11 protein-coding genes are annotated in these 12,219 nt (G+C 69.5%); 4 read left to right on the forward strand and 7 right to left on the reverse strand.

Going from position 1 to position 12,219, the window contains the following annotated elements:
- Nucleotides 1-23 precede the first annotated feature (23 nt).
- Nucleotides 24-2,012, forward strand: a complete 1,989-nt coding sequence (locus P6281_RS24820; protein WP_163713506.1) for a M13 family metallopeptidase — start codon at nt 24-26, stop codon at nt 2,010-2,012.
- Here P6281_RS24820 and P6281_RS24825 read toward each other — a convergent pair.
- The 5 genes from P6281_RS24825 to P6281_RS24845 all read right to left on the reverse strand — a co-directional run bounded on the left by P6281_RS24825 (nt 1,996) and on the right by P6281_RS24845 (nt 7,805).
- Nucleotides 1,996-4,248, reverse strand: a complete 2,253-nt coding sequence (locus P6281_RS24825) for a molybdopterin-dependent oxidoreductase (RefSeq protein WP_324738546.1) — start codon at nt 4,246-4,248, stop codon at nt 1,996-1,998. The two genes, P6281_RS24820 and P6281_RS24825, sit on opposite strands and share 17 nt — an antisense overlap.
- A complete protein-coding gene (locus P6281_RS24830; RefSeq protein ID WP_008261912.1) occupies nt 4,245-4,844 on the reverse strand; it encodes a TetR/AcrR family transcriptional regulator in 600 nt (199 codons plus the stop codon). The genes P6281_RS24825 and P6281_RS24830 overlap by 4 nt, the downstream gene beginning before the upstream one ends.
- 147 nt (nt 4,845-4,991) lie before the next feature.
- Nucleotides 4,992-6,032, reverse strand: coding sequence for a L,D-transpeptidase (locus tag P6281_RS24835; RefSeq protein WP_008261915.1), 1,041 nt, complete (start codon nt 6,030-6,032; stop codon nt 4,992-4,994).
- Nucleotides 6,033-6,150: 118 nt separating this feature from the next.
- Nucleotides 6,151-7,395, reverse strand: coding sequence for an MFS transporter (locus P6281_RS24840; RefSeq protein WP_008261916.1), 1,245 nt, complete (start codon nt 7,393-7,395; stop codon nt 6,151-6,153).
- A gap of 119 nt (nt 7,396-7,514) precedes the next feature.
- The gene (locus P6281_RS24845) at nt 7,515-7,805 is read right to left on the reverse strand and encodes a metal-sensitive transcriptional regulator (RefSeq protein ID WP_008261917.1); all 291 of its coding nucleotides are present in this window, start codon (nt 7,803-7,805) and stop codon (nt 7,515-7,517) included.
- Nucleotides 7,806-7,912: 107 nt separating this feature from the next.
- On the opposite strand from P6281_RS24845, the gene ilvD reads away from it, so the two are divergent.
- On the forward strand, nt 7,913-9,625 hold the full coding sequence (gene ilvD, locus P6281_RS24850; protein ID WP_008261918.1) for a dihydroxy-acid dehydratase: 1,713 nt from the start codon (nt 7,913-7,915) through the stop codon (nt 9,623-9,625).
- Between the two features lie 64 nt (nt 9,626-9,689).
- Here ilvD and P6281_RS24855 read toward each other — a convergent pair whose 3' ends face one another.
- The gene (locus tag P6281_RS24855; RefSeq protein ID WP_008261919.1) at nt 9,690-10,130 is read right to left on the reverse strand and encodes an SPW repeat protein; all 441 of its coding nucleotides are present in this window, start codon (nt 10,128-10,130) and stop codon (nt 9,690-9,692) included.
- A gap of 116 nt (nt 10,131-10,246) precedes the next feature.
- Between P6281_RS24855 and P6281_RS24860 the strand changes: the two genes are divergently transcribed.
- Entirely contained in the window at nt 10,247-11,230 is a 984-nt protein-coding gene (locus tag P6281_RS24860; RefSeq protein WP_008261922.1) for an NAD(P)H-dependent flavin oxidoreductase, read from the forward strand.
- A gap of 1 nt (nt 11,231) precedes the next feature.
- Here the strand turns inward: P6281_RS24860 and P6281_RS24865 are convergent, their stop codons facing one another.
- Complete coding sequence (locus P6281_RS24865; protein ID WP_008261924.1) at nt 11,232-11,888, reverse strand: O-methyltransferase; 657 nt, start codon at nt 11,886-11,888, stop codon at nt 11,232-11,234.
- 158 nt (nt 11,889-12,046) lie between these two features.
- On the opposite strand from P6281_RS24865, the gene mymT reads away from it, so the two are divergent.
- On the forward strand, nt 12,047-12,193 hold the full coding sequence (mymT, locus tag P6281_RS24870; RefSeq protein ID WP_008261926.1) for a metallothionein MymT: 147 nt from the start codon (nt 12,047-12,049) through the stop codon (nt 12,191-12,193).
- The last annotated feature ends 26 nt before the right edge of the window (nt 12,194-12,219 follow it).

A 12,219-nucleotide genomic window follows, 5' to 3' on the forward strand; every position in this document is an offset into this window, starting at 1 on the left:
GGGAAAGATGGAAGGATGGCGGGGTGACGAATACGGCCCTCCGCTCGGGCATCGACCTGAGCTACGTAGACGACAGCATCCGCCCCCAAGACGACCTGTTCGGTCACGTCAACGGCCGCTGGCTGGCCGAATACGAGATACCGGCGGACCGGGCCACCGACGGCGCCTTCCGGCAGCTGTACGACCGCGCCGAGGAGCAGGTGCGGGACCTGATCGTCGAGGCCAGCGAGCGGGGTGCGGCCGCCGGCGACGCGGACGCGCAACGCATCGGCGACCTGTATGCGAGCTTTCTCGACGAGGAGACCGTCCAGCGCCGCGGCGTGCGCCCGCTGCTCGACGAACTGGCCGTGATCGACGACGCGGCCGACGCCGACGCGCTAGCCGCCGCCCTCGGCGCCCTGCAGCGCACCGGGGTGGGCGGCGGTGTCGCGATGTATGTGGACACCGACGCCAAGAACTCGGCCCGCTATCTGGTGCACTTCACCCAGTCCGGGCTCGGGCTGCCCGACGAGTCCTACTACCGCGAAGAACAGCACGCCGAGGTGCTCGAGGCGTACCCCGGGCACATCGCCCGGATGTTCGGCCTGGTCTTCGGCGGCGACCCGGAAAGCCACATCCGGACCGCCGAGCGCATCGTCGCGCTCGAGACCCGGCTGGCCGAGGCGCACTGGGATGTGGTCAAGCGCCGCGACGCCGACCTCACCTACAACTTGCGCACGTTCGCCGAACTGCGCGACGAGTCGGTGGGTTTCGACTGGGGCACGTGGGTCGTCGCGCTGGGCACCCAGCCCGAGGCGCTGGCGGAAGTCGTTGTGCGCCAACCGGATTACGTTCGGTCATTCGCCGAGCTGTGGCGCAGCGAGGACCTCGAGGTGTGGAAGAGCTGGGCGCGGTGGCGGGTGATCCGCGCGCGGGCCGCCTGGCTGACCGACGAGGTGGTGGCCGCGGACTTCGACTTCTACGGCCGCCGGTTGACCGGCACCGAGCAGATCCGGGACCGGTGGAAGCGTGCGGTCTCGCTGGTCGAGAGCCTGATGGGCGACGCCGTCGGAAAGCTGTACGTGCAACGGCATTTCCCGCCCGGCGCCAAGGCGCGCATCGACGAGCTGGTGGCCAACCTGCAGGCGGCCTACCGGATGAGCATCAACGACCTGGAGTGGATGACGCCCCAGACGCGGGAGCGGGCGCTGGCCAAGCTCGACAAGTTCACCGCCAAGGTCGGCTACCCGGCGAAATGGCGCGAATACTCCACGCTGGTGGTCGACCGCGAGGACCTCTACGGCAACTACCAGCGCGGGTACGCCGTCAACCACGACCGCGAGCTGGCCAAGCTCGGCGGCCCGGTGGACAAGGACGAGTGGTTCATGACCCCGCAGACGGTCAACGCGTACTACAACCCGGGGATGAACGAAATCGTCTTTCCGGCAGCCATTTTGCAGCCGCCGTTCTTCGACGCCGAGGCCGATGACGCCGCGAACTACGGCGGCATCGGCGCGGTGATCGGGCACGAGATCGGTCACGGCTTCGACGACCAGGGCGCCAAGTACGACGGCGACGGCAACCTGGTCGACTGGTGGACCGACGCCGACCGCGCCGAATTCGGTGCTCGCACAAAGGCCCTCATCGCTCAGTACGACACGTACATCCCGAGGGGGCTGTCGAGCGGCCACCACGTGAACGGCGCGTTCACGGTCGGGGAGAACATCGGCGACCTGGGTGGGTTGTCGATCGCGCTGCTGGCCTATCAGCTGTCGCTGAACGGCCAACCCGCCCCCGTGATCGACGGCCTGACCGGCGTGCAGCGCGTGTTCTACGGCTGGGCCCAGGTGTGGCGCACCAAATCCCGTGAGGCCGAAGCGATCCGGCGGCTGGCGGTGGACCCGCACTCGCCACCGGAATTCCGCTGCAACGGCGTGCTGCGCAACATGGACGCCTTCTACGACGCGTTCGACGGCGCCGACACCGGCGCGCTGTTCCTGGAACCGGAGCGCCGGGTCAAGATCTGGAACTAACCGGCGTCAGCGCCTCGATGCGCGCGGGCACGTGCTTGTGCCACGGCGTACCGGCGTAGGGGTCGCGCCACCCGGTCGAGGTCAGGGCGTTCGGGGCCACTCCGGGCACCACGGTGTGACCGTCGTCGTCGAGGTAGTCGAGCCCAAAACCGTTGGGCAGAGCGGCATGTCCGGCGAGCATGGTCTCGGTGATCTCGACGGTGGCCTCGGCGCTGCCGGCCGCGGTGCTGATGCGGGCCCGGCATCCGTCGACGAGCCCTAGGGCCTGGGCGTCTTCCACGCTCACCCGCAGCGCGCCGTCGGCGTCGCGTTTGCGCCAGGACGGGTCGCGGAAGATGTCGTTGGCGGTGTAGGCGCGCCGCTCCCCCACCGACAGCACGATCGGAAATTCGGGCGTGGTCAGCTCGGCCGGGGTCCGGGCCAGCGCGGCCAATTCGTCGAGCATCGACGGGATTTCCAGCGCGATCTTCTGGTCGGAGTGGCTGATCAACGCGAAGTCGTCCTCGTAGTTGTGGACGGTGAACGTCACGCCCGAGGGGTTGTCGAGGATCGCGTCGAACAGGGCGTTGCCGTCGGCGTGACCGGCGCGCCGCACGGCGTCGGGATAGTTCATCGCGGTCTTCTGGGCCAGGCCCCATAGGGCGGCCGCGCCGCGCAGCCCGTCCGGCAAGGTCGGTCCGAGCGTCTCGTAGAGCACGTACGGAAGTAGCTGAGCCACCGTGGGATTGGTGGCGGCGGACAGGAAGGCCTCGGCGTACGCTTGCCGACCCCGCTGGGCGGCTTCGCGCAGGGGCCGCAGATCCGCGTCGTCGACCACGCCGAGCGCCCGCACCAACCGGGCCCAGATCTCGGGCTCGGGCAGTGTTCCCGGCAACGGCTCGAGCAGCGGACGGCGCAATTGGAAAGTGTTGTGCGGGAACTCCAGGTTGAAGAAGGTGGCTTCCGGCTTCTCGAATTGGGATGCGGCCGGAAGTACATAATGGGCGAGCCTGGCGGTCTCGGTCATCGCGACGTCGATGACCACCATCAGTTCCAGCGACTGGAAGGCTTCGCGGCAGGCGGTCGAATCGGCCAGCGAGTGAGCGGGATTGCTGCTTTCCACGATCATGACGCGGAAGCGGTCCGGATGGTCGGTCAGGATTTCCTCGGGGACCACGTTGCTGGGCACCAGCCCGGAGATGATGGGCGCGCCGGTGACCGGGGTGCGGCCGGAGAACTGCCCGAACAGGGGTGCGAACGACGAATGCAGGTGCTGGCCGCCCTTTTTCGCGAAGTTGCCGGTGAGAACCCAGAGCAGCTTGTTCAGGTAGGAGCACAGCGTGCTGTTGGGTGCCTGCTGCACGCCGAGGTCCTCGAAGACCGAGACGCTCGCCGCGGCGCCGATGCGCCGCGCCGCCGCGCGCAGCAGTTCCTCGTCGACCCCGCAGTGTTGGGCGTAGTCGGCGACCGCGACGTCGCGCAACGCGTCGCGGACGGTGTCGGCGCCGCGCACGTGCTCGGCGAGAAACGTCTCGTCGCAGAGGTTTTCCTGGACGAGGACGGCGGCCAGCGCCGCCAGGCACCACCCGTCGGTGCCGGGCCGCACCCGCAGGTGGAAGTCGGACATCTTGGCGGTGTCGGTGACGACGGGGTCGATGACGATCATCGACCGGGCCGGATCCTTGGCGATGTCGTTCAGCACCACCCGGGCGCGCGGAAAGCTCTGCGACATCCACGGGTTCTTGCCGACGAACACCGCCACCTCGGCGTGCTCGAACTCTCCCCTGGTGTGACCGCCGTACAGCTGCCCGTCGACCCAGGACTCGCCGGTTTTCTCCTGCGCCAACGCATTTGAGCGGTACCGTGAGCCGAGCGCCTTCAGGAAGGCGCCGCTGTACGCCCCGCCCAGGTGATTGCCCTGCCCGCCGCCGCCGTAGTAGAAGATCTTGTCCCCGCCGTAGGTGTCGCGGATGTGCTTGAATCCCTCGGCGATCTCCACGATCGCGGTGTCCCAGTCGATTTCCTCGTAGCTGCCGTCGGCGCGTCGGCGCAGCGGGGCGGTCAGCCGGGTGCGGCTGTTCTGGTAGTGATCCAGCCGCAACGCCTTGTTGCAGGTGTAGCCCTGCGATGCCGGGTGCGCCTTGTCACCGCGGATGCGGGCCAGCCGGCGATCGTCGAGCTGAACGACGATGCCGCAGTTGCATTCGCACAGGATGCATGCGGTGGAGTGCCATTCACCGGTCGTGTCTGTGGTCACTGTGGGACATCCTCTCCGGTCACCCGATACGACGACGTAGCCAAGAGCAGTTCGCGCACCTGGCGGCGGACGACGTCGAGGGGCATCAGGTCGCGGCGCACCCGGGCCAACAGGATCGCACCCTCGAGCGCGGTGGTGGCCAGGACCGCCAATTCGCCCGCCCGTTCCCGGGCTACGCCGTCGGCGATGAAGCGCTGGGCGATCAGGTCGGTCCAGCGGTCGAACGCCGCCGCCGCGCGCTCGACGACCGGCGCCATGCGCTCGGCGTCCTGCTCGCCCGCCTCCACGGACACGGCGACGATGGGGCAGCCGGCGCGGAAGTCGCTGTCGAGCAGCTGCTGGCGGAATTTGTCGATCAGGGTGTCGATCAGGTCGAGGCCGCTCGCGGCGTCGGCGATGATCGCGGCGACGTGGTCCGCGGCGTAGTCCACGGCCTCGCAGAGCAGTTGCGTGCGCCCGCCCGGGAAGTAGTGGTAGGCCGATCCGCGCGGCGCGCCGCTGTGCTCGAGGACGTCGGAGATGGCGGTGGCGTGGGCGCCGCGCTCCCTGATCAGCAGGGCGGCAGATACCACCATCCGGTCGCGTGGACCGCGCATCGCCGCTCCTCAGGGGCCGAAGTTATATATGATGCTATACATAACCGCCGCGCCCGCGGAAGGCCCCTCGACAAGGAGATGGCCAACAGACGCAAAATCGCCCGATTTCGCAGGGAAATGGGCGATTCTGCGACTGCTCGCGGGCAGCTAGTTCATCCAGTCGGCGGAGCCGTCGTTCTTCTTGTAGTTGCCGCCGGTGGAGTTCTTCACGATGATCGGGTCTCCCGCGCCGAAGTTGTCGAAAAACCACTTCGCGTTGGAGGGGCTGATGTTGATGCAGCCGTGGCTGACGTCGCGCTTGCCCTGGTCGTCCACCGACCAGGGGGCGCTGTGCACGTAGTCGCCGACGTTGTCGAACCGGACCGCGTCCTCCACCGTCACCTTGTAGCCGTAGGTCGAGTTGACCGGGACCCCATAGGTGGACGAATCCATCACCACCGACGCCTTCTTGTCCTGCACGTAGTAGGTGCCGTTGGGGGTTTGGTGGTTGCCGGACGTCATGCCCATCGACATCGGGATCGTCTTCTCCACCGTGCCGTTGCGGGTGACGGTCAGCTGATGCGTGGCGTCGTCGGCCGTGGCGACCAGCGTGTCTCCGGTGCGGAAGCTCGACACGGTGCCCCCGGCGTCGACGGTCACCGCGGTGTGGGCGGGCCAGAAGCTCAACGGCCGCCAGCGCAGCTGCGTCGGGGTCATCCAGTAGAACTTGCCCGGGACCGCGGGCACCGACGAGACGTGGACCGCGCCCTCCGCGGCGCCGGCGTCGTCGACGCGTCCCGGAAAGTTGATGATGATCGGCTGGGCGACGCCGACGGTCGACCCGTTGGCGGGCTGGATCTTGGGGGGCCCGAACGGGGCCGTCCCGGTGAACGGGGTGGGGTTCTGCCCGGCGGCCGAGGCCGCCGCGGGTTCCGCCATCGGCGGGAGCCATGGTGGCGCCGCCGCCGGGTCGGGCGGGGGCGGCGGTGCCAGCGGGTCGGGCGGGGGTGGCGGCGCGAAGGGATCCGGCGGCGCGGGCGGGCCGGGCGGGGCGGCGACGGCGCCCGGGTCGGCGGGAGCCGGGTCCGGGTCGGCCAGCGCGGGGGCGGCGCTCAGCACCAGCGCCAGGGTCAACACTGCGCCCCAGCCGGTGACGTTCAGAGCGGCGAAGAGACCCTTGAAAGTCCAGGCCTTCGTCCAGCCCGACATATGCATACCTCCACTCGTCTACTCCGACACAGTCTGGCATAGGGCGGGCGCCGTCGACCGTCGCCGGCGGGCGTCCGCAGCCCCGGAGCAGCCAAGAACACGCCTCTGAGCTGGACGGTTATGAATCGAGTGAGCTTGTCGGCCGCGGCGGGGGGACGTCGAGCATCCGCCGGTTGGCGGCGATGCCGACCAGCGCGACCGCCATCAGGATCGCCGAAGCGATCAGCATCATCGTGACGCTGTGCTCGTAGAGCAGCCCGCCCGCCAGCGAGCCGGCCATGATGCCGACCTGGAATGCCGTCACGTAGAGGCCCGAGGCCCCGTCGGGGTCGTCGGCCCCGTTGCGCATGGCGGCGGATTGCATCATCGGCGATACGGCGGTGGCCATGGCCCCCCACAGCACGATGGCGGCGGTGCCGATCAGCGCGGTCGTCGCGCCGGACCGGCCGCCGAACGCCAGCGCCGTCAGCACCACGAAGGCGGCCGTCAGACCCGTCATGCACAGGATGACGGCGCCCTTGGGGCGGTGGTCCAGGGGCCGCGCCACCAGCGGCACCGATAGCAGGCCGGCCAGCCCGTAGGCGGCCAGCACCCAGGCCAGGTTCGGCCCACGCACGCCCAGGACGTTGCGGATGAGCTCGACGATGAACGTGTAGGACACGAAGTGGCCGGTGACCGCGATCATCGCCAGCACGCTCACGATGATCAGCCGCGGGTTGCGGTGATGGCGGGACCGGGGCCCGACGTGGGCCAGCTGATCCTCGGTGAGCACCATCTCCGGCAGCATCAGCCGGGCGGCGACCGTGACGAGCGCGGCCGCGACGGTGACGCACACGACGGCCAGGCGCCATCCCCACATCAGGCTCAGGGCCGCGGTCAGCGGGCTGCCGACGACCAGCGCCAGGCTGGTGCCGACGTAGATCGATGTGGTGGCTCGCCCGGCGTGGCTGGGCGGCACCAGCCGGGTCGCGATCGGCGCGATGACCGACCACAGCAGCCCGTGGGTGATCGCACACAGCACCCGCCCGGCGGCCAGCACCGCGAAGTTGGGCGCCAGCGCCGAGATGAGCTGGGAGGCGGTCAGGCAGGTCAGGCTCGCGACCAGCACGCGGCGGCGCGGCAGGTGCGCGGTCCAGCGCACCAGCGGGATCGTCGTCAGGGCCGCGACCAGGGCGTACCAGGACAGCAGGGTCCCCACCAGGACCAAACTGACGTTGAGGTTGCGGGCGATCGCCGGCAGCGCCCCCACCGGCAGGATCTCGGCGGTGACATAGGTGAAGGCCGCGGCCGCGAGGATGGCGAGCTGAGCCGCGATCCGTGGCGTCCACGTTCGCGCGGCTGCGTTGGCGGTTTCGGCAGTCATCACAGTCATCGCTTGGGTGTGCGCAATCGGCTGAGCAACGTCGCCGAGGTCACGCTCCCCATACCGTACGCACACCGGCTACCGGTTCCTCCAACTTGGCGCGGCAACACGCCCTGCGATCAGGAGCGGACGAGGCGAGCGATCGCGGCGGAGGCCTCGCTGAGCTTCGTGTCGGCCTCGTCGCCGCCCTCGGCAACGGCCCGGGTGACGCAGTGGCTCAGGTGCTCGTCGAGCAAATTCAGCGCGACCGACCGCAACGCGCTGTTGACGGCGCTGATCTGGGTCAGCACGTCGATGCAGTACTTGTCTTCCTCGATCATGCGGGCGATGCCCCGCACCTGGCCCTCGATGCGCCGCAGCCGCTTGGCGTAGTTGTCCTTCTGCTGCGAGTACCCGTGTTCGTCTGTCATCGTCGATTCACCCTGCCGCTCCGTCTGGCCCGCCCATCCCAGCTTATACCCCGACGGGGTATCACCCCGGGAACGGGCATCGCGACTGGCCAGCGCATACTTGAACGATGCCCACCACCGATTCGGCTCGGACCGCCGACATCAAGCCGCGTAGTCGTGACGTCACCGACGGCCTGGAGAAGGCCGCCGCCCGTGGCATGCTGCGGGCAGTAGGCATGGGAGACGAGGACTTCGCCAAGCCGCAGATCGGCGTCGCGTCGTCCTGGAACGAGATCACGCCGTGCAACCTCTCGCTGGACCGGCTCGCCAAGGCCGTCAAGGAGGGGGTGTTCTCGGCCGGCGGGTACCCCCTCGAGTTCGGCACCATCTCCGTGTCCGACGGCATCTCGATGGGCCACGAGGGGATGCACTTCTCCCTGGTGTCGCGCGAAGTGATCGCCGACAGCGTCGAGACGGTGATGCAGGCCGAACGCCTCGACGGCTCGGTGCTGCTGGCCGGCTGCGACAAGTCGCTGCCCGGGATGCTGATGGCCGCCGCGCGGCTGGACCTGGCCTCGGTGTTCCTCTACGCGGGCTCGATCCTGCCGGGGGTGGCCAAGCTCTCCGACGGCAGCGAGCGCGAGGTCACCATCATCGACGCGTTCGAGGCGGTGGGGGCCTGCGCCCGCGGGCTGATGCCGCGCGAGGACGTCGACGCCATCGAGCGGGCGATCTGCCCCGGCGAGGGCGCCTGCGGCGGCATGTACACCGCCAACACGATGGCCAGCGCCGCCGAGGCGCTCGGGATGTCGTTGCCGGGCAGCGCGGCGCCGCCGGCGACCGACCGCCGCCGCGACGGGTTCGCGCGGCGCAGCGGCGCGGCGGTCGTCGAACTGCTGCGGCGCGGGATCACCGCCCGCGACATCCTCACCAAGGAGGCGTTCGAGAACGCCATCGCGGTGGTGATGGCGTTCGGCGGGTCCACCAACGCGGTGCTGCACCTGCTGGCCATCGCCCACGAGGCCGACGTCGCGCTGACGCTCGACGACTTCAGCCGGATCGGGTCGAAGGTTCCGCATTTGGCCGACGTCAAGCCGTTCGGCCGCCACGTGATGTCGCACGTCGACCACATCGGCGGCGTGCCGGTGATGATGAAGGCGTTGCTGGATGCCGGCCTACTGCGCGGCGATTGCCTGACGGTCACCGGTGCGACCGTGGCCGAGAACCTGGCCGAGATCGCCCCGCCCGACCCCGACGGCAAGGTGCTGCGGGCCCTGAGCAATCCTATTCACCCCACCGGCGGCATCACCATCCTGCGCGGATCGCTGGCTCCCGAGGGCGCGGTGGTGAAGTCCGCCGGCTTCGATTCCGACGTGTTCGAGGGCACCGCAAGGGTTTTCGACGGTGAACGGGCCGCGCTCGATGCCCTCGAGGACGGCACCATCACCAAGGGCGACGCGGTGGTGATCCGCTACGAGGGCCCGAAGGGCGGACCCGGCATGCGCGAGATGCTCGCCATCACCGGCGCGATCAAGGGCGCCGGTCTCGGCAAGGACGTGCTGTTGCTGACCGACGGCCGGTTCTCCGGCGGGACGACGGGGCTGTGCGTCGGTCACATCGCCCCGGAGGCGGTGGACGCCGGACCGATCGCGTTTCTGCGCGACGGCGACCGCATCCGGCTGGACGTCGCCAACCGGGTGCTCGACGTGCTCGCCGATCCGGCTGAATTCGATTCGCGGCGAAAGGGTTTCACACCGCCGCCGCCGCGCTACAAGACCGGGGTGCTGGCCAAGTACGTCAAGCTGGTCAGCTCGGCCGCCATCGGCGCAGTCTGCGGTTGATCTCCGCCTGACCGGATCGCCCGGCCAGGCGGCGAATCGACCTGTGCCCTAACCGAGTTCGGGGCTAGGCGTGCGTTCCCGTGGCGCGCGTGCGCATGCCGAAGTAGGTGGCGTTGAGACCCAGGAAGGTCAGCAACGCGCCCGCGACGACATTCGACCAGGTCATGCCGGTGGTCAGCGTGACGTCCGGCAGGATCCACGTCGACACGATGACCCACGCGCCGAGTACCGGCAGCGTCCATGTCATGCCGTGCGCGCGATCCAGCGTCGTGGCGAACCCGTACGCCAGGAACGCCACCGCGATACCGGCGATCAGGTCAGACGTGGCGAGCGACCTCGTCGCGCTGAACCCCACGATCCACGGCGACGCGGCCACATACAGACCCGTCAGCAGCGCCAGGCCGAAGGTGAAATGCGCACTCATCGACTCGGCGACACGCTCGTAGCGGGCGCGCAACGCCATCAAATCGGGGTGGTGATCGATTGATGAATGGACTGTACTCATTTTGTGACCTTTCTGTTATGCAGCAAGCCTTTTGAGCTGGGCTGCACCCATCCATCTGTGATCAACATTACGCTCGATCGCGGCCCAGTTCGAGAAACCGCGTAGCCTCTTGAGGCATGGACCTCGCGGATCGATTGCGGCTCGATCACCCGGTGGGACAGGCCGGCATGGGCGGCGGTCTTGCGGGGGCGGCCCTGGCGGCCGCGGTCGCCAACGCGGGCGGGCTCGGCACGCTGGGCATCGACACCCCGCGCCGGCTGCGCGCCTCGATCGACGAGGTGCGCGAGCAGGCGCCGGGTCGTGCCGTCGCGGTAAACCTGTTGCTGCCCTTTGTGCATCGCCATCACGTCGCGGCCTGCGTCGACGCCCGGGTGGACGCGGTGGTGTTGGCGTTCGGCGACAAGCGGGGCCTCGTCGAGCATCTGCGCGACGCCGGGGTCTTCGTCTTCGTGATGGTGGGCACCGAGGCGCAGGCTCGGGCCGCGATCGCCTGCGGCGCTGACGGTTTGATCGCTCAGGGGCGCGAGGCCGGCGGGCACCTCGTGGGGACCGTGCCGGCCCTGGATTTTCTCCCGCACGCCCTGCGCGCGGCCGGGAACCGACCGGTGTTCCTGGCCGGCGGCGTCGCCACCGCCGCCGACACTCGCGCCGCGCTCGACGGCGGCGCCAGCGGTGTCATCGCGGGCACGCGATTCCTGTTGACGCACGAGGCCAACGCGAGCCGCGAGTATCAGCGGCGAATCCTTCGGGCCGACAGGACGATCGAGACAAACCTGTTCGGCCTGAGCTGGCCGCTACGGCACCGCGTCGTGCCCAACGAGGCGACGCGCCGGTGGTGCCGCGCCGACGGGCGGGCCAAGGCGGTGCCGGCGGCGCTCAACGCGGCCAGTCGTCCCCTGTCGGCGCTGGGCTATTTCGATGCGGGCGCACTGATGCGCCTGCAGTCGCCGGCCCTCCCGTTCTTCACGCCGCTGGCACCGGTGGCCGGTGTGCCCGACTCCTGGCTGGACGGCGCCGCCCTGTACGCCGGTGAAGCCGCCCTGCGGATCGGCGAACTCACCTCCGCCGCGCAGGCGGTCGCCGACCTGTCCCCGCGCTGAGCTACTGCACCAGCGCCAAGGCGAAGCCGTCCCAGTGCTTGGCCCCCACCGTCTGGATCACCGCGGTGTCCAGCCGCGGGTGCTCGCCCATCGCCTGCAGCGTCTCGCGGGTCGCCCGCACCCTGGCATCGTCGGAATGCGGCCGCAGAATCTGCCCGTCGCGAATCACGTTGTCCACCACCACCACCGCACCGGGCCGGGCCAATCGGACCGCCCACTCCACATAGGCCAGGTTGTTCTCCTTGTCGGCGTCGATGAAGATCAGATCGAAGGGTCCGGTGACCGTCGGCAGTGTATCCAGCGCCGCGCCGACGATCACCTCCACCCGATCGTCGACGCCGGCGCGCTTCAAGTTGCCCCGCGCCACCTCGGCGTGCTTCGGCTCGTACTCCAGCGTCACCACGCGGCCCTGCGGCCCGGCGCCACGCGCCAACCAGATGGTGCTGAAGCCGCCCAGGGTGCCGATCTCGAGGATGCGCCGCGCGCCGATGGCGCCGGCGAGCAGGCTCAGGAACTTTCCCTGTTGCACCGACACCGCGATCGGCGGTAGGCCGGCCGCGTTGCTGGCCTCGAGCGCCGCGGTCAAGGACGGATCGTCGCCCACCACCGTGCTGTCCAGGAATGCGTCGACGTCGTGGGGGGTCGGTTTCTCGCTCATGACGTCAACGCTAGCCGCGCCCGCCGGGCCCCCGCACGACAGCCGTCCCCGCCACGAAACCCGTCGCGACCGTTTACGCATACCCATGGGGGGTATATAGTGGGGGTGCGGCCGAACCGCGCCGCACGAGTCACACCAGGAGAAAAAGGGTGAGTCAAATGGCAACTTACGAAGCCGGGACCCTGCTGACGTGCGGTCACGAAGGCTGCGGCTGCCGTGTCCGCATCGAGGTGCCCTGCCATTGCTCGGGCGCCGGCGAGGGCTACCGCTGCACGTGCGGCGACGCGCTGACCCCCGTCGAGTAACGCCTCGGGCCGGTCGTACGTTCGGG

It is taken from the genome of Mycobacterium sp. 5-140-3-2, from assembly GCF_035666375.1.
In the GTDB taxonomy this organism is placed as follows: domain Bacteria; phylum Actinomycetota; class Actinomycetes; order Mycobacteriales; family Mycobacteriaceae; genus Mycobacterium; species Mycobacterium intracellulare.